Here is a 23,240-nt window from a genome sequence, read left to right as displayed (position 1 = left end):
GTCTGTTTCTTTTGTTAAGACACTTTTAGCCCAGCACTTTTATAAAACTCTATTTTCTCTTGATTGTATTCTTCTGTCAGCTTGTTGAACTTATCATTTTCTTTCATTACTTTATCATAGGCTTTATTTACTTTATCAATTTGCTTTTGAAGGTCCTCCATTTTTAAATCCTTTTGTTTAAATAAACCATAAAGCTCCCGGTCTATTTTCATGCTTTCAATATATGCCTTATAAAGAGTTTCGTGGGCATCAAAACGATCATTCATTGTGTTATTTAAGTTTATTGCCTTATTCCTGATATCTTCCTTTTCTATTTCCTTGACTATATCCTCAACTTTTTCGAATTCCTTCTTTGCTTCGGCAATACTATCGTGTTCTTTTTTTATATGTTCTTCCCGTTTGTCGATATTTTGAAGAGCTTCATCTGAAAGAGAAACAATTTTATCATAATCCTTTATTCCAAGCTTTATGATTTGAGAATAGATGTCTGCTTCTTTCTTTTCCAAATCAACAAGTGGTGTCTGCTGATCCTTGAATCCATTTTCTTTGTCTACTACATCCTCCAGAATGGTATACATTTGTTCTTCCGGAGACCCGTTCAGGCAGCCTGTCAGTATTGCGGCTGAAAATAGGATTAGTGCTAAAGGCATTAGATGTTTATACACTGGCCATTCCCCCTAAAATACTATATCTACTATAACGGCTTCTCAACCATTTGACAATATTAAACCATCCATATCGCCGGCTCCAGCCGAGCATGTCCGACAATCAGAATTTATGTAAACCATTATATTCAGCAGGCTAATCATTTATGATTAGGCATCCGCCTACACATACCCCATAGACTGGGCATAGGCTATAAAGAAAGCCTTACGGCAGGGCAGGCTGGAAATGCAACGAACTTTTTGCACAGTTATGGAAAGCATGATTGTGGTTATCCCTCCCTTATGTACCAAGCGAACAGATCTACTTTTGATTTCATACTCAAAATATTGCTTCATCCTGCTGATCATTGAAGGCAGATTCTATTGTTATTAACTACAAAGCTTAATGACAAAGAAGATATACCCTTAAAACTCCCTCTCAAAAACTCGTTTTGAAACTGAGGCCTCTATCCTATTAAACGAGAAGAAAGATGTGGTTCTTGCAAATCGCAGAAAATTATATTTAAATATCCTCTGATTTTGGTAATTAACATTTTACCTGCATTTTGTTAGACTAAATCATATGAATTCTGATGGAACTTATACTGAGGTGAAAATAATGATTACAATGAAGGATATTATTAAAGAAGGGCACCCGACGCTTAGGAAGGTTGCAGCGGAAGTCCATCTGCCTGCATCAGATGAAGATAAAAAAATACTGACGAGCCTTATGGAATACGTTCAAAATAGTCAGGATCCGGAAATTTCCGAAAAATATGGGCTTCGCCCCGGTATCGGTCTGGCCGCACCGCAAATTGACGTGGCTAAACGGATGATCGCTGTCCATTTAACAGATGAAAAGGGCAATTTAGTCAGCTATGCACTATTTAATCCTAAGATTGTCAGCCATTCAGTCGAGAAAGCCTATTTAACAGCAGGTGAAGGCTGCTTGTCTGTAGACAGGGCAGTTCCCGGCTATGTGCCAAGGTATTCCAGGGTAACAGTATCTGGAACAACCCTTGAAGGTGAAAATGTTAAAATTCGTTTAAGAGGACTTCCAGCCATTGTTTTTCAGCATGAAATCGACCATTTGAATGGGGTAATGTTTTACGATCATATACAAGAAAATGATCCTTTTGCTGTGCCGGAAAACGCCTCAGCTGTTGAACGCTAATTAAGAAGTATGTCAATAAAAATAAAAACCTTGCTGTCGGCCTATTCCAGTCATCAGCAAGGTTTTCGTTTTTTATAAAATTGTCTCTTGTACACAGCTTATCTTTTAATAAAAGCATACACGCTTTTTGCGAACTTCCTTTACTTGATCAGCTTCATTTCTTTTAATCCGTGCAGGATGCCGTCTTCTCCTACGTCCTTCGTTACATAATAAGCATGTTCCTTTACCTCTTCTCCTGCATTTCCCATTGCAATGCCGTACCCTACAGCCTTAAGCATTTCAATATCATTTAAGCCATCACCAAAGGCATAAACATCCTCTAGCTTAAAGCCCACTCTTTCCATCAGAATTTTAATTCCCTCTGCCTTGGATCCGCCTTTTGGCAGCACATCAATGGAATATGGATGCCAGCGGATAAAATGAAATTCCGGAAAAACATCCGTATATCCTTTTTCTTCATCATCGGTGCAAAATAAAAGCGATTGGAAGATGTCTCTGTTTTTATAAAATTCTTCGTCCTGTTCCGGATGAGGAAACCTTAGTGACGCCAATGATTCCTCAATCCGTTCGCTTCCCCGGACGGTCGCTTTCATAGTCGCCTCATTCATATACACGAGCGGGGTGCCCCGTTTCTTTGCTTGAACGGCGAGCCTTCCGATCGCATTCTCCGAAAGCGGATTTCTGTATACCACCTCATCCTCAAAGACCACATATTGTCCGTTAAAGCTTACAAAGGTGTCAATATCCAGCTGTTTTCTCAGCGGTTCAAACATAAAAGGTGCCCGGCCGGTGGCAATAGCAACAAATACCCCATTTTCCTGAAGCTCCTTTATCGCAATACGCGTTGAATCTGGCAGTTTTTTATCCTGGTCGAGTAGCGTACCGTCAATATCAAAGAAAACAATTTTCTTATCCAACCGTTTCACATCCTATTTGATAATTTGTAATTCTGATTCGGTTTCATTATTCTGCTACAATTAAAAGCCCAGTTCAACTTGATGTCAAGAAGCGCGGTTTTCTTTGATTCTTTCTCCTTTATTATTTCCAGAAAACGCCATGAAATAGTTTGTACCAATTGTCATATCCTATTATCAAAGAACTTATTACTAGAATAGGCATTATAGCGTATATACTTCCTGGCAGCCAGCAAATTCCATAATGATAATGTCACTTTCAGCAGTTTTATGTATCATAAAAAGAAATTACCCGTAAAGACATATTTACATTCTGCAATAATGGTATAAAATATAATCAAAGGGAGTGATCAGCCATGTTAAAAAAGCTGCGCAAGAAGCTGCTTAAACAATGGAATGATCTTTTAAGAAAAAAAACAATTGCATAATTTATGCTAAAAAAAGCCCTTCAAAACTTGCGAAGGGCTTCTTCTTTATTGTAAAGTTTTCAAGTATCTATCTTTTTCCAAATCAATTAATTTTTACATAAAATTAACTGGATGTTGTAAAACATGAAATAATTGTGTTTTTTATATATAATGAAAAAAGCAATTACTATAAGTGAGGGGCGATACTAATGATTTTTAAGGTATACTATCAAGAAAATGCAGCACAAGTGCCAGTTCGTGAAAACACAAAAACTATTTATGTAGAGGCTGAAACGGAACGAGAAGTCCGCTTGAAAATTAAGCATGAGCCTTACAACATTGAATTCATCCAGCCAGTAACTGGTGATCATTTGGAATATGAGAAACAGAATAATGAAGATTTTAAAGTATTGGAGCAATGATAATTTATGAAATTTGTTAAAAATGACCAAACAGCTGTTTTCGCCCTTGGCGGACTTGGCGAAATAGGGAAGAACACTTATGGTGTACAGTTCCAGGATGAAATTATCCTGATTGACGCAGGAATTAAATTTCCGGAGGATGAACTTCTCGGTATTGATTATGTTATACCTGATTATTCATACCTAGTAAAAAACGTTGATAAAATTAAGGGGTTATTTATTACACACGGCCATGAGGATCATATCGGAGGAATTCCATATCTGCTCCGGGAAGTGAATATACCTGTATATGGCGGAAAACTTGCACTTGGCCTCTTGCGGAACAAACTGGAAGAGCATGGACTGCTTCGCCAGACAAAAATGATAGAAATCCAGGAAGACGATATCATTAAATTCCGAAAAACTTCGGTTACCTTCTTCCGGACTACTCACAGTATTCCAGATTCGTATGGTATTGTAGTCAAAACTCCTCCTGGACAGATTGTCCATACCGGAGATTTTAAATTTGATTTCACTCCAGTCGGTGAACCTGCCAACTTGATTAAAATGGCTGAAATCGGAAAAGAAGGCGTTCTTTGCCTGCTTTCTGACAGCACAAACAGCGAAGTACCTAATTTCACAATGTCCGAAAGCCGTGTTGGGGAAAGCATCCAAGATATTTTTAGGAAAGTGGACGGCCGTGTGATATTTGCTACCTTCGCTTCTAACATTCATCGCTTGCAGCAGGTTACAGAAGCAGCAGTCCAAAACGGACGTAAAATAGCCGTTTTTGGAAGAAGCATGGAAGCCGCTATCACAATAGGCCAGGAGCTTGGCTATATTCGCGCTCCTAAGGAGACATTTATTGAGGCAAATCAAATCAACCGCCTGCCTGCAAACAGAGTTACGATTCTTTGTACCGGAAGCCAGGGTGAACCAATGGCAGCCCTGTCCAGGATTGCAAATGGTACTCACAGGCAGATTCAGATTATACCTGGTGATACTGTAGTATTTTCTTCTTCTCCTATTCCAGGAAATACAATTTCTGTAAGCAGAACCATCAATATGCTTTTCAAGGCAGGCGCTGAAGTTATCCATGGAAAGCTTAGCGATATCCATACCTCTGGTCACGGCGGTCAAGAAGAGCAAAAGCTTATGCTTCGCCTTATGAATCCAAAGTTTTTCATGCCGATCCACGGGGAATACCGGATGCAGATGATGCATGCCCGCCATGCGGTTGATTGCGGCGTCCCTGAAGAAAATTGCTTTATCATGGATAATGGCGAAGTACTGGCGCTAAGCGAGAGCACTGCCCAAGTCGCAGGAAAGATTCCATCAGGATCAGTGTACATTGATGGAAGCGGTATCGGGGATATCGGAAATATTGTTCTTCGCGACCGCCGCATTCTTTCTGAAGAAGGTCTTGTAGTGGTAGTTGTAAGCATTAATATGAAAGATTTCAAAATTGCAGCAGGGCCGGATATCATTTCCCGCGGATTTGTCTATATGCGTGAATCTGGTGACCTGATTAATGATGCCCAGACACTGATCACTAAACACCTCAACAAAGTCATGGAAAGACGTACAACTCAGTGGTCTGAAATCAAAAATGAAATCACTGACACACTTTCTCCTTTCCTTTATGAAAAAACTAAACGCCGCCCTATGATCCTGCCGATTATCATGGAGGTTTAATAACGCTTGTTTGGGACAACCTGTCGTAAACAACAAAAAAAGTGCTCTTCCTTTCCAGAAGAGCACTTTTTTTGATAAAGCAACGCTATAGTACTTGTCTTTACACCTCTGGTGTTGCTGCAGACGTTTAAGTAATATTATTAATACAAGAAGAAATGCCGCACCCATTTAGGGAGCGGCATTTCTATTTGTTCGTTATGAAAAGGTTTTTGTTATTCAACTATCCGTTTTTCAAAACGGTTGATGTCTGTATCGGCACCAATGACAATCAGAATGTCACCTGTTTTAATTATTTCATTGGCCTGGGGTGAAACAATAATATCCTGGCCACGTTTAATGGCAACGATATTGATTCCATATTTTGCACGAATATCGAGGTCGATGATTGAATTACCATCCATTTTTCTGCTTGCGACAATTTCTACGATGGAATGTTCTTCAGAAAGCTCCAAATAGTCTAGAACATTATTGGAAACGACTTTGTTGGCAATTCTTCGGCCCATATCCCTCTCTGGATGCACAACATGGTCGGCACCAATTTTACGAAGCACCTTTTCATGATAATCATTTTGTGCCTTTACCGTAATATTATTGACACCCAGCTCTTTAAGCATCAAAGTAGTTAGGATGCTGGACTGAATATTATCGCCGATTGCTACTATAACATGATCGAAATTACGGATTCCCAGGCTTTTTAAAACATTTTCATCCGTTGTATCACCTACAACGGCGTGCGAGGCAATCATTGCGTATTCGTTTACTCTGTCTTCATTATTATCGATTGCCAGTACTTCCATCCCTTGCTCGGCAAGAGCCTTGCAAATGCTTCCTCCAAAACGGCCCAAGCCAATAACTACAAATTCTTTTTTCACTCAAAATTCCTCCACAAATGCTTGCTATAAGCTTTAGTAGTAATTGCGGCAAAAAGGACAACTTTCACTAAGGATATCCCTGAAGCACTTATCTACTTTTGAACTTAGATCCTTAATTGTATTGTATCACGATAAGCAAGGAACTCACACTGAAGTCTACTGTTGCTTAGGGCTCTCTTTTACTAATTCTGCATGCACAGTAAAGCTCGCAAACTTTTGCTGGCTTACCGTAACATCAATGCGATATCTGCCTTCCTTATCAAATCCAAACTTGGCGCCGCTTTGGGCATCAGCATTTATCAATGGATTCATATTGCTTGCAATCTCCCATTCATAAAGCTGGGCGCTCTCTCCTGTCACTTCGTGGGTAGCTATCATTTTATATTTCTTTCCTATCAAAGCATCTTTTTCACCCCAGAAATAAGTCACATAATGACCACCTCTTGACCCCGCTGGAAATTCAGGATCATTACTGCCATTCATTTTTCTGATTGCAAACTTATTTTTAATGCCGTAAAAGGTTTCACCATTTATCTTAAAGGATTCATTTAGATCAGTCTGCTGCGTGATTTCACCTTGTTTCTGCTGAATTTGAGTATCTTTTATTGCCGTAACAGAGAGTAGCAGAAACAGACCCAATGCAGCGGCAGCTGCGAAAACTCCGATAACGCTTCTTTTAACATCACCTTTTCTTCTCGAAGATATTTCTTTAGAATTCTCCTTTTCAAGTAAATGGTACATTTCATTTCTTTTTTGATTATTTAACTCCGGAAGAGGCATAGACGCTAGTTTTCTATCCAACTTATTACTCTTCATCGAACAACCCTCCCAATTGTTGATTTAATGCCTTGCGCGCCCTATGGTAGGTCGAGCGTACCTTTTTTTCACCCCAGTCAAGTGCAAGTGCTGCTTCAGTTACCGAAAGCCCCTTAATGCCCCTAAGGATAAGTACTTCACGATAACTTGGTCTTAGAGACTGAATAGCTAGAAATAAACTTCTGTTTTCTTCATTTACCAGCAAAATTTCCTCAGGTGATTTACAGCCGATTGGATAAACCTCCGATTTTAATCGGATTTTTTTCTTCCAAAATCTATTCCTTTTTCTGACTTCATCTGCGGCTACATTACGGGCGATACTGTATAGCCAAGTTTTTGGATTGGATTTCTCTTGGTAGGAGTTTTGCCCTTTAATGGCTTTTAAAAATACCTCTTGCACAAGGTCTTCTACATCCGCAGATCCAACACGATAGAACAAGAACTGATATATATCATCGCTGTATAATTCAAACCATTCCAAAATGTCCGCATTGTTCAATCCGTCTCCCCCCTCTTTTTTGATCTATATACTTAATTAGACGTTCTTGTTTTCGTTTTATCGCACGTTAATTAAGATTTTAATAAATAGCTCTGTTATAGATACAGTATTAATTTGTTCTTTTTATCCTAAAGAGGCATAAAAAATAGCCAGGCAGATTGCCTGGCTATCCTTATAATATAATTATTGTGCTGCTTCGGTTTCATCCAAAACTCGGTTCACACGCTTTTCAAGCATTTTCATACCGCTTCCGCCAGCCTGGAAGTGACGTAGCTTTCCTTCCTTATCAAACACATAGTATGCGGGTACATACTGATTTTCGAAAGCATCATTAAGCTTTAACTCACTGTCAACGAAGATTGGCTGAGTTATTCCATGCTCTGCAGCCGTCTTCTTTATGTCTTCCATATTTAAATCCTCTTCCGAACGAGGCATATGGACAGCTACAACGTTAAGCTTGCCTTGGTATTTGTCCCTGAATTCATTAACCTGCGGCATAGCTTCTTTACATAAATAACAGCTTACTGACCAGAAATGGATAAGCGTTGGTCTTTCGCCAACCAGCTCTTCTTTTGTTACTTGGCCATTTAACCAATCAGTTGCTCCCTGTAATTCAGGCATTTGTTCACGTAATTTCATTTTGCACCTCCGATGTTTTTTTCAATTCTTATCCAAAAAGAGACTATCCCATAGAGGGACGGCTTGGCAGACAGATCCTGGCGAGGACTCCCTCGCCTTACTCTTGTCTTTATAAGCAGCACAAACCCTTATGGAACAGCCTCAATCAGTTCAAATCTGGACGATTAAGCGTTAAGAGTAGCTTGTCCAGGTCTCCAGTTAGCCGGACAAAGTCCGCCGGTTTGAAGAGCTTGAAGAACGCGAAGTGTTTCGTCAACGTCACGTCCAATATTGTTGTGGTTAACAACAGAGTACATTAACTCACCTTCAGGACTGATGATGTATAGACCGCGAAGAGCAACACCTTCTTCTTCGATCAATACGCCATAATCACGTGAAACGACATGGTTTGTATCTGCAGCAAGTGCATAGTTAAGGTCGCCTAAGCCGTTTTCTTTACGGTCAGTGTTTATCCAAGCTAAATGTGTATGGATTGTATCAGTAGATACACCAATTACAACAGCATCTAGATCATCGAATTCGTCATTACGGTCAGACATAGCAGTGATTTCTGTCGGACATACAAAAGTGAAGTCCATTGGATAGAAGAAAAGAACTGTCCATTTGTCATTCTTCATGTTTTCTTCAAGACTAACTTTACCAAATTCCTTGTTTGCTAAAACAGCATCCATTTCGAAACGAGGTGCTTGTTTTCCTACCATACGTTCTGGCATGAATAAATCCCTCCAAAATTAAATTTTAATTGAGAAAAATAGAATATATTTCTCATTAGTTTTTTTAACACAACATTTATTATAGACAAGTCAGGTATTACCGTCAACACTTAATTAAAATTAATTTAAAGAAGTATTGATTATTAATAAAACAAAGTCTGCCTTTATAAGGTTGCCCTTGACTAAAAAATTCTAAACAAAAAAACAAGGTTTTTTTCTTCTCCAACATATACCAGTTTACCACTGTTCTTTTTCTTAACAAAATAATACGCTTTTAATTAGGCAAAATTTTTGGACATTTGTGAAGCGTTTATTCTATAGGACAAAAGAGAAAGGTTTTAGGTCATGAAATCCATTTTCAAAAAAAAATCCCTGAAAGACAGAGTCTTACAGAGACTATATTCATTAATAAGATTCATTCCCTTTGAAGCTTAAATACGGGATAAGGAGGCTGATAGCTGTTTCAATAGCTGATTCATCAGGATTGATTTTAGAGTGGTGCAGGCCATATCCTGAATTCGCCCCAAGCCAAAACATAAACCCAGGGATTTCTTTAAGCATAAAGCCAAAGTCCTCACCGGTCATTTGCTCGCTGCATTCAAATACAGTTATGTCCTCATGGCGGTCTGCAAACTCCATGAACTCACGGGTTAAGGAACTCTCATTATTAACCTCATGGTACATGCAGCCAAAGTCTATCGCTGCTTCACATTGATAACCGATTTCCACACCTTTGATTAACTCCTGAACCCTTTGTTTCACTTTTTTCATGCTATTAACTGAAAGAGTCCGGATGGTTCCTTCCAGTCGTGCATTTTCAGCAATAATATTTTGTACAGTTCCGCCCGTAATTTTCCCGATTGTAATTACAGCCGAATCAAGCGGGTCGACATTTCTTGAAACCACAGTCTGAAGCTGTCCGACAAGCGAGCAGGCCGCAATCACCATATCGTTCGTCTGATGCGGATAGGCAGCATGGCCACCTTTCCCCTTCAGATCAATAAATAGCTCAGAGGTATTGGCAAACAGCAGGCCTTCTTTAACGGCAATCGTACCAACCGGATATTCTGGAGCAATATGGAGGGCGACAATCATGTCGGGCTTCCATTTTTGCATTATATCCGTTTTCATTAATGGTTCCGCTCCGCCCGGCCCTTCTTCCGCAGGCTGAAAAATAAACAATAAGTTATCAGCGGCTGGCTGTTTAGCAAAATGCGTCAAAACGCCAAGAGCTATACTCATATGGATATCATGGCCGCAGGCATGCATCTGCTCAGGATGCTCCGACTTAAATGGAAGTCCCGTTTCTTCAATAATAGGAAGGCCGTCCATGTCTGCCCTGTAGCCGATTGTCTTGGCAGGATTCCCGCCCTTTACCCTTACTAAAACTGCTGTCTTCCATGTTTCTATTTCTATGTGGTCCTGAGGCAGGCTGTCAATATAATCTAAAATATAGCGCTGCGTTTTAAATTCCCGAAAACCCAGCTCTGGAATCTTGTGCAAATCACGCCGGACTGCAATAAATGGATTTATGCTCACTCTTATCCTCCTAATTAGAAAAGTGCAAGCGCCCTGGGGCGGAGTCGCCACTGATGCGTCCTATCTGCCGGGGCTTATTCCCCCAAGAAAAAAATGCTGCTGGGCGCTAAAGCAAGACATCTGTTTTGTTTTACGAGCTTTTCTTGTAAATGCATTGTATTTAGATTTAATAAAGGGGCCGGATCAAATAATGACCGGTCCCCTAATTTCCAGCAGAAACTTTTGCTTATAGCTGGCGAAGCTCCTGCATGATTTCAGTCTTTGATTTTGTTTTTTCATCAATTTGCTTAATGACTTTAGCTGGGGTACCTGCTGCGACTGAGTATGGAGGAACATCCTTAGTTACGATTGCACCTGCCGCAACAACTGATCCTGTGCCGACGGTTACACCTTCCAGTACAACTGCATTTGCACCTATTAAAACATCATCTTCAATGATTACCGGTTTAGCTGATGGCGGCTCAATAACTCCCGCCAGGACTGCACCTGCACCAATGTGGCAATTCTTGCCTACAGTGGCTCTCCCGCCAAGAACAGCATTCATATCAATCATTGTCTTCTCGCCGATAACTGCCCCGATATTAATGGAAGCTCCCATCATGATAACGGCGTTTTCTCCGATTTCCACCTGGTCACGGATAATCGCACCCGGCTCAATGCGAGCTTTGATTCCTTTCATATCAAGCAGAGGGATTGCTGAATTGCGGCGGTCATTCTCAACTACAAAATCTACAATGCGGGCTGAATTGGCTGTTAGCGCTTCATTGATCTCATCCCATTCACCAAAAACGACTCCGGTGCTGCCATTAATGAATGCCTTCGCATTTTCTCCGAAGCTGATTCCTTCCAGATCTCCTTTAATGTATACCTTCACAGGGGTAGCTTTCTTGCTATTTTGTATAAAAGCAATAATTTCGTTTGCGTCCATTTTATTCATAATTCCATGTCCTCCTCTTATGTATTGAATATAAAAAATACTTTATCAGACAAAAGCATGTTAGACAAGCGTCCTGACCAGAAATATTATCTGTGGCCCCTCGTACCATGCTCATGAAGAAATTCATCTAACAATTCAGAAAAAGCACGTACCTGTTTGAGTTCAAAAGCGGATTCGTAGCCTACTAGCCAGGTATCCCGCTTTATTGGTTCGTTGTGTTCATCCAGGAGCGGCAGCTTAAAATAATTTGGGTCCTGATCGTTTAAGGTGATAGCCGGCAGAATGGCATAGCCTATGCCATTGAATGCCATTTGCTTGCACGTTTCGATTTGGTCGACAACAATTGTCCTTTTTGGAACAGTCTGAAACTGTCTATGCCACCAATCCTGAATTTCCTGATAGTAGTTCGAATCGCTTTTAAATTGGATAAATGGCCGGTCAGTTCCCAGCACCTGTTCCATTTTATTCATTTCTGTATCGACCAAATACAGCATATCTTTAAATAGATGCTTTTTCACACCTTTCCAGTCAGGTGTACCTCTGATAATGCCAATATGGACCTGGCCATCGTACAGAGATTTCAAAATTTCGCTGCTCCAGCCGGTGATTAATGAAATCTTCGCATGAGGATACCGCTGTAAATATCGTTTCAAAATTTGCGGCAGCCAGTTTTGTCCGACAATAGACGCACAGGCAATTTTCAGTGTCCCGTGAACCTCGGATTCCATCGATTCAATTTCCTCTCTCACCTTCTCCTCCTTTTCGAGCATCTCTCTTGCGAATTTAACCACCAGTTCACCTGCAGACGTTAAAGCTAGCCCTTTTTGCGAACGGAGGAACAGCTTGCTCCCCCATTCTTTTTCTATAGTCTGCAGCCTCTGTGAAAGTGCTGGCTGGGAAACAAACAATCTCTCTGCTGCCTTTCTCATATTCATTTCCTGTGCAAGTACCGATATTAATTGAAATTCTGAAAAGCCCATATTCACCATCCTATTTGATAAGAATTTCTTATGGATAAATCTAACAAATTACAGATTTCATTATCACTGTAAAAGAAATATAATACAAGAGCAGATCTAAAAACTTTCTGTAACCGGTATTTAGGAGAGTGACTTATATGACAGAAATTCTGCTAATTTTAATTGGATTTTGCGCATCATTTATTGGAACACTGGCAGGCAGCGGAGGGTTAATCGGCATGCCGTCCCTGCTCTTAATCGGGATTCCAATACATAGTGTAATAGCGACAGCGAAATTTTCAAACGTCTTTTCTTCTTTTTCAAGCTTTTATATTTTATTGAAACAAAAAGAACTATCTTGGCGGGACGCCGCTACATTAATCCCGTTTGCATTGGGGGGCGGGATGGCTGGAGGACTGCTCGCCAACTCTTTTTCTGAAAAGACTATGACAGTACTTGCTGTTTTTTTGTTATCAGGGGCTCTAGCCATGAATTTTTTGAAGAAGCCCAAAGGTGATAGTGAAGGGATTTGGAAGCTCGAAAAGAAAGCTTATCCAACCTTATTTGGTATCAGTGTATATGATGGGATGTTTGGACCGGGCCAGTCTACGCTGCTGATGTATGCTTTTCTGCACCAGGGAGCATCCTATCTGAAAGCACTGGCACTTACACGGGCCCAGACTTTCATCAGCTGTGCAGCAGCATTTGCTACTTACTTATTTGCTGGAAATTTCAAATGGGAAATTGCGATTTACTACGCCCTGGGAGGAATTTTCGGCGCGCAGTTTGCAGTTAGGGTAGCACGCCGTCTCTCAAAGGAGCACTTAAAGGTTATATTGCACCTGGTAACTGTTGCCCTTATTGTCCAGCTATTAATCAGATTATGGTATTAACAAAAACAGATCCTAAAAAAAAGAATATAAGCTACTTTTCAAAAATCCCTGCCGGCAATATTCCGGCAGGGATTTCAAATGTCCTATATATGCTTTTCTAATTCCTTTAGTATAGCTCTCCGGGTAATAATCCCTTCAAAGACCCCATCTTCGTCCTCCACGCAAACAAATGGATGATCGATCAGCATCTCAAGTCCTTTTTTTATTCTATCGCCGATAAATAACCTCGGAATATCTGTCTTCATTACTTCAGAGACCTTTTTATTTTCAAGCTCCTCAAATTCGATTCGCTGGAGTCCCATGATCGCATCAAGGATAACAGGGGTGCTGATCAAACCCTGCAGCTTATACATGGGGTCAAGCACCGGGATAGCCGTATAGCCGCTTCTCGTTAAAACTAAAAGTGCATGCTCTAGGTTATTGGCTACCTGGACGTGTGCGACTCTTTCTGAAGAAATAAGCATATCTTTTACTTTTGCCTCCAGAATTCCCCCGTTAAAGTTACTGAACATTCGAATTGCTCCCTACCGTATGTTAATTCTTACTCCTTTAGTTTACCATAGGCAGGCAAATCTTTCCCGTTCTATATTAATACAAAACGAAGAATAGATACTTGACAAGAACTGGCTGCAGAACAAACATTTGTTACCCTTTTTTAGTCTCTATATTTCTTTGGATAAAATTACATTCCGGACAGATAAAAATGACATTTTGGTTGGATTGTGCGATTAACAAATTACCAATTTCCTTTTCTGCAAGGCAGTTTGGGCATCTTACAACCGGATTCAAACATGCCACCTCCTTTTTACTTTAGAATTTGGCAACAGCGTTCATTTCATTCTTCAACTTTATCTGGATCCTTTATAAAACTGCAAAAAGCCCCGCCGTAATTATAAACGGCAGGGCTTTTGCAGGTTGTTTCTACGACTGCAGCAGGTCAAATATTTCTATCGTTATCATATCAATATTATCAAACTGATATTTGGATGGTTTTCCTTTTTCATTGAAAACCTCTAGTTCGAACATTTCAGTCTTAATGAAATATGTAACCTGGCATTTCTTCACGCCATCAATCTCAAAGAAACGCTGAGCCGACTCAGATTCCTTCGCTTGGTCCTGAAGATTTTTCAATCTGGTAAGGATGCCCTGTAATTGAGACATACTCCCTCTCCTTTCTAAATAGAAACCTTTACTAACAGGATTCACTATAACATAGTTTTCTATCCAATAACCACACTATATTAAATTCTGAATTTTCCTTAAGTTTCTTTACATGCTTATATTTACAGAATAAAATAAGGAGAGTGATTTGTATATCATTATCTATTAATGGAGGGGAAAAGTTTGTGGCTACCAAATCTATAGATAGAATCTCATTAATTGATGGAAACGATTTAAATAGAAAAAACCGGACTGGCATTTATGTTCTGAACGAATCAAAGAAAACTTTAATCGAAACCTCCTCCAGCCCTTCCGTCCCTTTCATTTTAGAAGGCTTAGCGTCACTTGGAATTGATCCTCTAGAGATAGAATATATTATCTTGACGCATATCCATCTTGATCATGCAGGCGGCACAGGCCTGCTGCTGGAACACTGCAAGAACGCTAAGGTTATCGTACATAAAAAAGGGGCTCGCCATCTTGAGGATCCTTCAAGGCTTATCAAGGGGGCACGTGCTGTCTATGGAGATGACTTTGACCGGCTTTTTGATCCAATTCTGCCTATCCCTCCAGAAAAAATTATCATCAAAGAAAATGGTGATACCCTGCAGATCTCTGACACAACAACACTGACTTTTTTTGATACTCCAGGCCATGCAAACCATCATCTTAGTATTTATGATCCAGTTTCCAACGGAATGTTTACCGGAGATACGATAGGCATCTATTATCGGGAGCTTGACGAGGCTCGTATTGAATTATTTTTGCCCTCTACCTCACCAAATCAATTTAATCCAGATAAAATGCTTAGCGCTCTTTCCATGATGCAAGAAAGAAATCTTGATGTCATCTATTTTGGCCATTATGGCTATAGCCGCAGCACAACTGAAATTTATAAGCAAATCCGTCATTGGGTTCCAATATTTACTGATTATGCCAAGGAAGCCTTTGCTCTTGCAGAATCTTTCGAAGAGAGAGTAGAAAAAACATGTACAATGATATTAAACCGTATAACCGAACATCTTGCTGGACTCGGGATACACGAAAGCCATCCCGTTTTCGAAATACTAAAGCTGGATATTAAAGTCAGCTCAATGGGACTAATAGATTACTTAGCGAAACAAGAACAAAGAGTTGGGTAGAATAATTTCCCGCGGAATATAAGAAAAGCGCACGCCCTGGTCAGAGGAAGAACGGCTAAAGTTGCCAGTGGTGTAACAAAAACTATGTTACAGCCTCCGTTCTGCAACATCGCCGTTTCTGATCCACATCCTCACAAAACTGCCGCTTTGTTTCGTGCGATGTACCGCTGCCAAAACATTTCTTGTCCTGTCGCGTCGGGGCTGGGCTCTGAAGCTAGACATCTGTATTTGTTAATAAAGCTGCACTTTCTTACCTTAAATTAAAAGGCCAGTATGAAAGCTCATGAACAACAGCTTTCACACTGGCTTTTTTATCTCCCAAAAGGTTAAAGCAGCAGCTGTCCAATGGCAGCAGAAAACAAAACTAGTATCCATGGAGGGATCCGCCAGAAGGCAAGCAAGGCAAAATTAATAAGTACAATGATAAAATGAAAATTCGAATTAATTGTCCCTATCCACATTGGATCAAAGAGGACGGCGAGCAGGATACCGACCACTGCAGCATTTATCCCCAGGAGAGCACTCTGGACTCCTTTTTTCTTTCTTATGGAATGCCAGTACGGCATGATCCCAGGGACAAGCAAGAACGACGGCAAAAATATTAAAACTGTCGCAATGAGCGCTCCCTTTATCCCTAATGTTTCTGCACCGATAAAGGTCGAAAAGGTAAAGAGCGGGCCAGGGACAGCCTGGGTTATTCCGTACCCCGCAAGGAACCGGTCATGGGCCATAAGGTCATTTCCAACAAATTCATCCTCCAGCAAAGGCAGGACTACATGCCCTCCTCCAAAAACGAGAGAACCTGCACGACACATCCCGTCTGCAAGCCGAACACTTCGATCCTCCGTATGATCAGCTGCAAGCGGAAGTACGATTAATTAAATGAAAAACGCGGAAATATAAAATAGGCCTCTTTTAGATGATTGTTTGCTCATCCCCTGGCTCCTGTTAACCGATTCTTCTATTTTTCTATCCTTTAAGAAAAGAAATCCGGCAGCCCCACTTAAAATGATGGCGAGAATTTGTGTCTGAATTGATGGGAACAGAAGCGAAGCTACAGCAGATACTATCACAAATGCTGTTCTGATTTTATCGGGAGCAAGCTTTGTCCACATTTCATATACAGCCAAAGCAACTACAGCTGCGGCCACGGTTTTCAGGCCGCTTAGCCAGCCTTCTGTCCCTTCCTGTCCTCCTTTAAAAAGAATGGAGAAGATCGCCAGGAAAAGAGCGCTTGGCAGGGTAAAGCCTAACCAGGCAAGGATACTTCCTGCTATTCCACCCCTTAAATACCCTATGGCCATGCCGGTCTGGCTGCTCGCTGGGCCTGGCAGAAATTGGCACAGCGCGATTAAGTCAGCAAATGTTTGATCATCCAGCCATTTACGATTTTTTTACATATTCATTCTGGAAATAACCAAGATGTGCTGAAGGAGCGCCAAAAGAGGGTAAACCAAGCTGGAGTGCTGTGAAAAATATCTCTCTCAGCGAATTTTTATCGGAATATTGTTCAGGCATTTTTCTCTCCTTTTAGGTTTTCTTTTATTATAATAATGTTAGAGTCAATTCAAAAACCTATTTATTCGCTTCAAAGATTTTAAACTAAAAGGTGGTTAAACAAATGGCAGAAATAATTGTATACTCCCAGCCGGATTGTCCTCCCTGTAAAATAATGAAGATGTTCCTTGATGAATATGGAATTTCATACACCGAAAAAAACATTAAGACTGATAAGCAAGCGATGAAGGAATTGACAAAGAATCATAAGTCCTATTCAACGCCGACGATCGTAATTGATGGAAAAGTTATTATCGGATTTGATCAGGCAATTCTGAAAAATGAATTGAATATCCATGACTAAAAAACCTTGCAATACTGCAAGGTTTCGGTCCTAACTAGTTCAGTAGCCCTCTAAATTTCGGCTGTGTTTTAAAATAGGAAGGATGTTCCTCCAGTCCAGGAATTCTCTGTACTCGATTGAAATGATTTCACCATTTCTTCTTGTAGTGCACCGGCACTTAAACCTGTTCCAATAGCCGTTTTCCGAGGACTTTTGAGAAAGTCACTAAAATTAAATTTTTCTATCTTGTCAGGCTTATCCATTTTTACAGCTGAAGTTGATAAAGTGCTGACAGGCTGGATGGCTGCTGCATTTTCCATTTCTTTACTGTTATATGAAATTTCATCAATTTTCCATATGCCATTTTCTTTAATTAAGGTAATTGTTTCAAAACGGGAGTTCTCATTAATCGGCCCGCCTTCTGTTTTTTTAAATTTTTCCTGAACATAAAGCTTTTCAGAAGTTTTATCCTGGATTACTTTTGTTCTATCACTGTAACTGAAATAAGGAATATAGCCGCCTGCAAAATCCGAACCGGGTACTGCATACCCGCCCTCAAACTCCATAATATTTCCCTTCATAAATTCGGCAGTAAAATTCTTCGTAAAATATGGGTCCAGCATTCCTTCTATATCCTCCCATGATCTAGGTTTATCACTAAGTGCAAGCTGTACAAGGAAGGCCTCCTCCAGCTTGCTGAAAATAGAATCATTATGTATCCCTTCCGCCCCGGCTGGCATTCCAAAGGAAATGAACAATAGACACGCTATAAGAAAACTAATAACGAATGTTTTCAATCTGATCTCCCCCGAATTTCCATAAAGATGTAATCATATTTTAACAGTTACAATATGAGTCCAGTACTTAATTCGTCCACAAAAATCCATCAGCATTTGACAGCATATTACTGTATTTTTCTTTTCCCTCAGGATGTACTTACAAACTAACATTTTAGCTGGTAAATAAATGCAAAGACCCTGACTGGACAGGTTGATTTACCTGTCTCGATCAGGGCTACAAGGGCAGTGCCAAACTTCGGCATTATGGTTAAGTTTTTTCATGAACTTTAGCTAGGATTCTAATATTTAAACGAATAGTAGGCAATAAACAGGATAAACACCAGCGCCAGAATTAAAAACGAAAGGAAAACAGGATTTCGGATGTATGGATGTGACTGTACTTTTTGATCAATGCTGGAATCCAATTCTCCTTTTAGAAGCCGCTGATTCTTGGCAATAATAAAGGTATAAGCAAGGGAGAATCCGATAATTACAACTGAAATCAGAATTAAAACGACAATAAATTCGCTCAACGGACGTACCTCCAAGGATCTTTTCCTTAGATTTGCACAGAAGTGACGTTTTATGTATTTAGCTATAAAAGATCTTCGTTTTCATATAAATATGAATACGACAGATCGATAAACAGATAATCCCCATTAAGAAGAGGATAAGAGAACGTTCGAATCGTTTCTCCTGTCTCAATATCACTGTATAGATCAGACAGTATCCCTTTTTTCTCGTTTCGCATTTTGACAATCGTTTCTAAAAAATAAGGTCGCCAGCTCCAATTTTTGCCGTAATAATCCTGCTGGACTGACCACCCCCCCTGATTTTGAAAAACATTCGGGGATTGCTGAAATCCATCGCTGTCACATACATACAGCCGAAAACATTTATCCTTCAGCTCTTCTGCAAGAGCCTGAAGCAATTCAGGGTACTTCTCATACCGCTTATACTTTGAAAGCAGCAATGAAATACCGTTATTATATTGCATGGTTTTACTGTATATTGCTTCCAGCTTCTTTTTTTCAAACACTATAAAACCATGACACTCATTCTTAAATTTTACCCGAAGCAAATCTTTGTCAATGAAATCAGCACCAGGCTTAGCGAGATAAAAGCCTTGATAATACCTGCCCCCATTTTTCCAGGCAAATTGCAGCTGATATACCGTTTCAATGTTCTCAAATAAAAGGTTTGCTCCAATCTTCCTCGCCATCATCCCCAGCGAGTAAAGGAACTCTCTGTACGAGCCCCCTGATTGCCGGATCATATCAAGATTCACCTTTAGAATTTGCGGTGATAATTGTGCAATCCGGTCTAAGTGGCTTTCCTGTCCTATGTGGTCAATCGCTATTTTGATTCCATAGGTTTTATAATATTCAAGTAAATGCAGCAGCGGGTTTAATTCTCCGTTGTATATCGTCTCGGATAACTCTAACACAACCCTGTTTAACTGCTCTGTTTTTAACGAGCTTTTTAAGATTGCCAAAAACTCTTCTCCATGATCCAGCATAAGAAGGTTTGGGTCACGGTTGATGAACAGCCAAGAGTCATTGCCTTCTTGTTCTTCGGCTTTTTCAAGGGCTTTTTTCAAAATAAGATTATCAACCTCAACCCGGTATTCTTCCGGAATTGTTTCATCCTGCAAAAATGACCCCAGGCTGATACACCCTTCGTCTATCCTGAATCTCCCAAGCACTTCATAACCAATTACCCGATGCTCATCTGCACTGAATATTGGCTGAAAAAACGGAAATACCCGTTCAAGATCTGATAAAATTTCTAGTGCATCCACGTTGATTCCCCCCAATCAGTGTCATGATTTATTATATCACCGAAATCAGCTCTGCGAGTACGGAAAAAAAACAGGTAAATAGAAAAGCGAAAGCGCCCTTTTCAGAGGGAGAATCGCTAAGTACACCAGTGTTGTAACTAAAACCATGTTACAACCTTCGTCCTGTGGCAACGCTGTTCTGACCCAAGTCCTCCCAAAGCTACCGCTTTATTTCGTGCATTGAATCGCTGCCGGAGTATTCCTTGTCCTGTGCGTCGAGGCTTTATTTTCCTGCGAAAAAAAAGTTGCTGGGCGCTGGAGCTGGACATCTGCACTTGTTAAAAAAGTTATATTTCCTTTTCATGCAAAAAAGCCCTGCCAATAAAGCAGGACCCTGAAATAATTCAATATTATGGTTATTGAGCTTAAAACGGATGGCTGTTCAGCCACTGCCCTCCATCCATTGTAATACATTCACCGTTAATATATCCGGCATGCTCAGAGAATAGGAAGTAAGCAAGCTCAGCTATCTCCTCAGGAGTCCCAAGCCTCCTGAGCGGAACGCTGTTTAAAGTTCGATTTGCCGCTTCCTCTGATTCCCAAAGCTTGTCAGCGCCTCCTGTCCGTTCAATCGGGCCTGGAGCGATGGCATTGACCCGGATGCCATATTTACTGCCCCATTCGACAGCCAGTGTCCTGGTCATTGACAGGACACCTGCTTTCGCACTCGCCGAGTGAATCACCCCAGCTCCTGCATTCCACGCATATGTAGCAACCATGTTGATGATGCTTCCTTTAATGCCTTTTTCGATCCAGTATTTGCCGACTTCGCTGCTGCAATAGAACGTTCCATTCAAAACGATATCTATAACCGATTTCCAGCCATTCGGGCTAAGCTTTTCTGCTGGACAAATGAAATTCCCCGCAGCATTATTGACTAGAAAATCAATTTTGCCGAACGCTTCAACAGCCGCAGCTACCATTGCCTTTACATGTTCAATTTCCCTGACGTCCATCTGAAATGGCAGGACTTGGCCAGAAAATGTTTCGATCTCTTCTTTGGCAGTCTGGAGCCGTTCAAGATCCCTGCCTGTAATGACTACATTCGCTCCCTCGCTCGCAAACTTCTTCGCCATGAACTTGCCCATCCCGCTTGATCCGCCGGTTATTATCACAACTTGCCCTTTCATTCGGCTTCCCCCTATTAAGAAAATGAATACTCATTCACATTCTAACACAAAACACAAAATTTTCTAACAAATATGAACAAAAAAAAAGGCTGCCCTATCAGGAGCCTTTTTACTATGGTGTTCTGGCTATTAACCTATTAAGCATAAGAAAAGATTTTATCGTTGTAGCCTTCTTATCATTTCCCCTTCTTTTTACCATTAAATCATTCAATATAATAATTACTTCTCCCCCGGAAACTGACTCTTCAAAACCATGAATATAGATCTTTACCAAGCCTAGATTAGAGGGGATAAATATTAACTCCATTGCCCGAGATTGTTTTTTCACAGCAATCCCCTCTCCTTCAGGTTATTTATTAGTGATCGCCCTCTTGCATACCGGGCATTAAAAAGGGAAAAAAAGCGGAATAACAGCAATCATAATGGCACCGATAAATAATTGCAGCCAAAAGCCTGTCTTGACAAAATCCTTATACTGATATCCCCCAGCACTCATAACAAGTGAGTTTGCGGGAGCGGCTACCGGTGTGGAAAAGGCCATTGAGGAAGCGATTGCCACGCAAATTAAGAACGGATACGGGCTTAGATTCAGACTGACAGCTGAAGTAATCGCAATAGGCGCGAACATAATAGCAGCCGCTGCATTACTGATAAATTGGCTAAGAACCATTGTTAACAAATAATATAGGGTCAGAATAAAATATGGGCTGTTGCCATCAAATATTTGCAGGAACAGGTCGCTTATATATTTCGCTCCCCCTGTTGTTTCAAAAGCTATTGCCATAGGCAGCATAGCCGCGACCATTACAATAGATTCCCAATTGATCCTTTGGTACGCCTCATCCATGGAGCGAAGGCAGCCAGTTATGATCATTAATAAGGCAGCAACAGATACTGAAAGTACAGGCTCAACAATATTAACTGCAAGGGAGACCAGCATCAGGATCATGATTGCAGCGGCATAGGGAGCCTTATGGTCTGTTGATGCTTCATCTGCAGGCTTTGGGCTGCCAATGACCACCATATCCTGCCGGTCAGAGGAAAGTCTTTCAATGTTTTCCCATTTCCCATGAACAAGGAGAGAGTCTCCTGGTTTTAAGAATTCTGTTCCGACATCCGCCTGGATATATTCTCCCTTCCTGTTAATGGCAAGAGCATTACATTGGTATTTCTCTCGGAAATGAATATCCCGCAGTGTCCGGTTTTCGTACTCTGAGTTGGGAACAATCAGAATTTCTGTAAGACCGAATTTGCGGCTCAGAAAATGCTTTTTAATTTCCACCATATTTAGCGGCATTTTCTCCAGTTCATAATCCTCCACAGAGGAAGCAATACATCCTTCTTCCCCGAATACCAAAATCAGGTCATCGGGATGCAGCACTTCATCAGCCTTTGCCAAAATGGTTTGCTGAGTCTGGCGGATACCAATCGTTTTGTCTTTCTCAGTCCGCTTTATTGCAATGACAGTAATCTCATATTTAATTGGCAAGCTAAGGTCCATAAGCCTTTCACCGACAATTTCCGAATGGGCGGGTATTTGCAAATAGGATAGCCTGTCATAAATTTTGTACATGCCTGCAAGTTCATTTGCAGAAAGGCCCTTCTCCCCTGAAAATTCATTTTCCGAAGTATCAGGCAGCAGCTTGCGGCCGATTGTCATCATGAACAGCACACCTGCCGACAAAGCGATTAAACCAATTGGAGTAATATCCAGCAGTGACAGGGACTGAAAGCCATTTTCGGAAAGAAGGCTGCTAATTATTAAATTCGGGGGCGTTCCAATAATAGTGAGCACGCCGCCGAGGCTGCTTGCATAAGCAAGAGGAATTAAAAACTTGGACGGTGATATTTTGAGCTGTATCGCCATGCTTACAACTACGGGCAGAAGAATAGCCACAGTTCCTGTATTGCTTAAAAGTCCGCTCATCAAAGCTACTGTAAGCATAATGATGAACAGCAGCCATGTTTCATTCTTTCCTCCAATCAACAGCAGCTTATTTCCAATTCTCCCTGCCAAACCCGTATTAAAAACTCCAGCACCGACAATATACAATCCGGCAAGCATAATAACAACCGGGTTAGAAAAACCTGACAAAGCCTCCTCGGGAGTAACTATTCCCAGCAGGGTAAGTGCAAGTAAGGAAGCACCCGCTGTTAAGTCGTTCCTAATTTTCCCCTGTATAAATAAAGCTGTCATAATAGCTAGTATGATGAATGTAAGTAATATAGGCTGCGTCATTCATTTA

25 protein-coding genes and 1 pseudogene are annotated in these 23,240 nt (G+C 40.7%); 6 read left to right on the top strand and 20 right to left on the bottom strand.

From position 1 onward, the window contains the following. Positions 1 to 14: 14 nt before the first annotated feature. On the bottom strand, positions 15 to 665 hold the full coding sequence (locus tag CVD28_RS15630; protein ID WP_257985884.1) for a YkyA family protein: 651 nt from the start codon (positions 663 to 665) through the stop codon (positions 15 to 17). Positions 666 to 1,263: 598 nt separating this feature from the next. Here CVD28_RS15630 and def point away from each other — a divergent pair. Continuing rightward, positions 1,264 to 1,818: a peptide deformylase gene (gene def / locus CVD28_RS15625; protein WP_101593405.1), complete on the top strand. Its 555-nt coding sequence runs from the start codon at positions 1,264 to 1,266 to the stop codon at positions 1,816 to 1,818. A 140-nt stretch (positions 1,819 to 1,958) separates the two neighbouring features. Here def and CVD28_RS15620 read toward each other — a convergent pair whose 3' ends face one another. Then, positions 1,959 to 2,735: a Cof-type HAD-IIB family hydrolase gene (locus CVD28_RS15620; RefSeq protein ID WP_101593403.1), complete on the bottom strand. Its 777-nt coding sequence runs from the start codon at positions 2,733 to 2,735 to the stop codon at positions 1,959 to 1,961. A 613-nt stretch (positions 2,736 to 3,348) separates the two neighbouring features. Here CVD28_RS15620 and CVD28_RS15615 point away from each other — a divergent pair. Further along, positions 3,349 to 3,561 carry a DNA-dependent RNA polymerase subunit epsilon gene (locus tag CVD28_RS15615; RefSeq protein WP_101593400.1) on the top strand — a complete coding sequence of 71 codons (213 nt, stop codon included), beginning with the start codon at positions 3,349 to 3,351 and terminating at the stop codon, positions 3,559 to 3,561. Positions 3,562 to 3,567: 6 nt separating this feature from the next. After that, on the top strand, positions 3,568 to 5,235 hold the full coding sequence (gene rnjA / locus CVD28_RS15610) for a ribonuclease J1 (RefSeq protein ID WP_101593398.1): 1,668 nt from the start codon (positions 3,568 to 3,570) through the stop codon (positions 5,233 to 5,235). 212 nt (positions 5,236 to 5,447) lie between these two features. Here rnjA and CVD28_RS15605 read toward each other — a convergent pair whose 3' ends face one another. From CVD28_RS15605 to CVD28_RS15570, 8 genes are all read right to left on the bottom strand, one after another. Then, entirely contained in the window at positions 5,448 to 6,107 is a 660-nt protein-coding gene (locus CVD28_RS15605; protein WP_101593395.1) for a potassium channel family protein, read from the bottom strand. Between the two features lie 156 nt (positions 6,108 to 6,263). After that, positions 6,264 to 6,923, bottom strand: a complete 660-nt coding sequence (locus tag CVD28_RS15600; RefSeq protein WP_101593393.1) for a hypothetical protein — start codon at positions 6,921 to 6,923, stop codon at positions 6,264 to 6,266. Continuing rightward, positions 6,913 to 7,422: an RNA polymerase sigma factor gene (locus CVD28_RS15595; RefSeq protein ID WP_101593390.1), complete on the bottom strand. Its 510-nt coding sequence runs from the start codon at positions 7,420 to 7,422 to the stop codon at positions 6,913 to 6,915. Before CVD28_RS15595 ends, CVD28_RS15600 begins: the two co-directional genes overlap by 11 nt. Before the next feature lie 183 nt (positions 7,423 to 7,605). After that, positions 7,606 to 8,061 carry a TlpA family protein disulfide reductase gene (locus tag CVD28_RS15590; protein ID WP_101593388.1) on the bottom strand — a complete coding sequence of 152 codons (456 nt, stop codon included), beginning with the start codon at positions 8,059 to 8,061 and terminating at the stop codon, positions 7,606 to 7,608. Between the two features lie 164 nt (positions 8,062 to 8,225). Beyond that, complete coding sequence (locus CVD28_RS15585; RefSeq protein ID WP_101593386.1) at positions 8,226 to 8,774, bottom strand: peroxiredoxin; 549 nt, start codon at positions 8,772 to 8,774, stop codon at positions 8,226 to 8,228. A gap of 405 nt (positions 8,775 to 9,179) precedes the next feature. Next, positions 9,180 to 10,313, bottom strand: coding sequence for an N-acetyldiaminopimelate deacetylase (locus tag CVD28_RS15580; RefSeq protein WP_101593383.1), 1,134 nt, complete (start codon positions 10,311 to 10,313; stop codon positions 9,180 to 9,182). Positions 10,314 to 10,539: 226 nt separating this feature from the next. Next, positions 10,540 to 11,250 carry a 2,3,4,5-tetrahydropyridine-2,6-dicarboxylate N-acetyltransferase gene (gene dapD / locus CVD28_RS15575; protein WP_101593381.1) on the bottom strand — a complete coding sequence of 237 codons (711 nt, stop codon included), beginning with the start codon at positions 11,248 to 11,250 and terminating at the stop codon, positions 10,540 to 10,542. A gap of 86 nt (positions 11,251 to 11,336) precedes the next feature. After that, complete coding sequence (locus tag CVD28_RS15570) at positions 11,337 to 12,230, bottom strand: LysR family transcriptional regulator (RefSeq protein WP_101593378.1); 894 nt, start codon at positions 12,228 to 12,230, stop codon at positions 11,337 to 11,339. A 137-nt stretch (positions 12,231 to 12,367) separates the two neighbouring features. Here CVD28_RS15570 and CVD28_RS15565 point away from each other — a divergent pair, with 137 nt between their 5' ends. Then, positions 12,368 to 13,102, top strand: coding sequence for a sulfite exporter TauE/SafE family protein (locus tag CVD28_RS15565; RefSeq protein WP_101593376.1), 735 nt, complete (start codon positions 12,368 to 12,370; stop codon positions 13,100 to 13,102). 83 nt (positions 13,103 to 13,185) lie between these two features. Here the strand turns inward: CVD28_RS15565 and cbpB are convergent, their stop codons facing one another. The 3 genes from cbpB to CVD28_RS15555 form a co-directional block, all read right to left on the bottom strand. Then, positions 13,186 to 13,614: a cyclic-di-AMP-binding protein CbpB gene (gene cbpB, locus CVD28_RS15560; RefSeq protein WP_101593374.1), complete on the bottom strand. Its 429-nt coding sequence runs from the start codon at positions 13,612 to 13,614 to the stop codon at positions 13,186 to 13,188. 133 nt (positions 13,615 to 13,747) lie between these two features. Further along, positions 13,748 to 13,891: a hypothetical protein gene (locus tag CVD28_RS28165; RefSeq protein WP_180954185.1), complete on the bottom strand. Its 144-nt coding sequence runs from the start codon at positions 13,889 to 13,891 to the stop codon at positions 13,748 to 13,750. A 132-nt stretch (positions 13,892 to 14,023) separates the two neighbouring features. Continuing rightward, a complete protein-coding gene (locus CVD28_RS15555) occupies positions 14,024 to 14,263 on the bottom strand; it encodes a DUF1797 family protein (RefSeq protein ID WP_101593372.1) in 240 nt (79 codons plus the stop codon). Between the two features lie 185 nt (positions 14,264 to 14,448). Between CVD28_RS15555 and CVD28_RS15550 the strand changes: the two genes are divergently transcribed. Continuing rightward, complete coding sequence (locus tag CVD28_RS15550; RefSeq protein WP_101593370.1) at positions 14,449 to 15,405, top strand: MBL fold metallo-hydrolase; 957 nt, start codon at positions 14,449 to 14,451, stop codon at positions 15,403 to 15,405. A 326-nt stretch (positions 15,406 to 15,731) separates the two neighbouring features. Here CVD28_RS15550 and chrA read toward each other — a convergent pair. Then, positions 15,732 to 16,923: pseudogene (chrA, locus tag CVD28_RS15545) on the bottom strand (chromate efflux transporter). 103 nt (positions 16,924 to 17,026) lie between these two features. On the opposite strand from chrA, the gene CVD28_RS15540 reads away from it, so the two are divergent. Beyond that, a complete protein-coding gene (locus tag CVD28_RS15540) occupies positions 17,027 to 17,266 on the top strand; it encodes a glutaredoxin family protein (RefSeq protein WP_101593367.1) in 240 nt (79 codons plus the stop codon). A 68-nt stretch (positions 17,267 to 17,334) separates the two neighbouring features. On the opposite strand, the gene CVD28_RS15535 is transcribed toward CVD28_RS15540, so the two are convergent. From CVD28_RS15535 to CVD28_RS15510, 6 genes are all read right to left on the bottom strand, one after another. Beyond that, positions 17,335 to 18,042 (bottom strand): DUF3993 domain-containing protein, encoded by a 708-nt coding sequence (locus tag CVD28_RS15535; RefSeq protein WP_101593365.1) that lies wholly within the window; start codon positions 18,040 to 18,042, stop codon positions 17,335 to 17,337. 281 nt (positions 18,043 to 18,323) lie between these two features. After that, positions 18,324 to 18,557 carry a hypothetical protein gene (locus CVD28_RS15530; RefSeq protein ID WP_257985883.1) on the bottom strand — a complete coding sequence of 78 codons (234 nt, stop codon included), beginning with the start codon at positions 18,555 to 18,557 and terminating at the stop codon, positions 18,324 to 18,326. 62 nt (positions 18,558 to 18,619) lie between these two features. Continuing rightward, entirely contained in the window at positions 18,620 to 19,825 is a 1,206-nt protein-coding gene (locus CVD28_RS15525) for an EAL domain-containing protein (protein WP_101593363.1), read from the bottom strand. Between the two features lie 404 nt (positions 19,826 to 20,229). Next, the gene (gene fadH, locus CVD28_RS15520) at positions 20,230 to 20,994 is read right to left on the bottom strand and encodes a 2,4-dienoyl-CoA reductase (protein WP_101593360.1); all 765 of its coding nucleotides are present in this window, start codon (positions 20,992 to 20,994) and stop codon (positions 20,230 to 20,232) included. A 112-nt stretch (positions 20,995 to 21,106) separates the two neighbouring features. Continuing rightward, complete coding sequence (locus CVD28_RS15515; protein ID WP_101593358.1) at positions 21,107 to 21,322, bottom strand: hypothetical protein; 216 nt, start codon at positions 21,320 to 21,322, stop codon at positions 21,107 to 21,109. Positions 21,323 to 21,379: 57 nt separating this feature from the next. Next, the gene (locus CVD28_RS15510) at positions 21,380 to 23,233 is read right to left on the bottom strand and encodes an SLC13 family permease (RefSeq protein ID WP_101593356.1); all 1,854 of its coding nucleotides are present in this window, start codon (positions 23,231 to 23,233) and stop codon (positions 21,380 to 21,382) included. Positions 23,234 to 23,240 lie beyond the last annotated feature (7 nt).

It is taken from the genome of Bacillus sp. M6-12 (genome assembly GCF_002860285.1).
Classification (GTDB): Bacteria; Bacillota; Bacilli; order Bacillales; family DSM-1321; genus Peribacillus.
The sequence above is the reverse complement of the archived record's forward strand: the minus strand, read 5'-3'. Positions and strand labels throughout refer to the sequence as shown.

Bases quoted from the DNA above. Each gene is read 5' to 3' on its own strand.
- def (WP_101593405.1), top strand. From the start codon at position 1,264: ATGATTACAATGAAGGATATTATTAAAGAAGGGCACCCGACGCTTAGG.
- CVD28_RS15615 (WP_101593400.1), top strand. From the start codon at position 3,349: ATGATTTTTAAGGTATACTATCAAGAAAATGCAGCACAAGTGCCAGTT.
- rnjA (WP_101593398.1), top strand. From the start codon at position 3,568: ATGAAATTTGTTAAAAATGACCAAACAGCTGTTTTCGCCCTTGGCGGA.
- CVD28_RS15600 (WP_101593393.1), bottom strand. From the start codon at position 6,923: ATGAAGAGTAATAAGTTGGATAGAAAACTAGCGTCTATGCCTCTTCCG.
- CVD28_RS15590 (WP_101593388.1), bottom strand. From the start codon at position 8,061: ATGAAATTACGTGAACAAATGCCTGAATTACAGGGAGCAACTGATTGG.
- CVD28_RS15585 (WP_101593386.1), bottom strand. From the start codon at position 8,774: ATGCCAGAACGTATGGTAGGAAAACAAGCACCTCGTTTCGAAATGGAT.
- dapD (WP_101593381.1), bottom strand. From the start codon at position 11,250: ATGAATAAAATGGACGCAAACGAAATTATTGCTTTTATACAAAATAGC.
- CVD28_RS15570 (WP_101593378.1), bottom strand. From the start codon at position 12,230: ATGGGCTTTTCAGAATTTCAATTAATATCGGTACTTGCACAGGAAATG.
- CVD28_RS15565 (WP_101593376.1), top strand. From the start codon at position 12,368: ATGACAGAAATTCTGCTAATTTTAATTGGATTTTGCGCATCATTTATT.
- cbpB (WP_101593374.1), bottom strand. From the start codon at position 13,614: ATGTTCAGTAACTTTAACGGGGGAATTCTGGAGGCAAAAGTAAAAGAT.
- CVD28_RS15555 (WP_101593372.1), bottom strand. From the start codon at position 14,263: ATGTCTCAATTACAGGGCATCCTTACCAGATTGAAAAATCTTCAGGAC.
- CVD28_RS15540 (WP_101593367.1), top strand. From the start codon at position 17,027: ATGGCAGAAATAATTGTATACTCCCAGCCGGATTGTCCTCCCTGTAAA.
- fadH (WP_101593360.1), bottom strand. From the start codon at position 20,994: ATGAAAGGGCAAGTTGTGATAATAACCGGCGGATCAAGCGGGATGGGC.
- CVD28_RS15510 (WP_101593356.1), bottom strand. From the start codon at position 23,233: ATGACGCAGCCTATATTACTTACATTCATCATACTAGCTATTATGACA.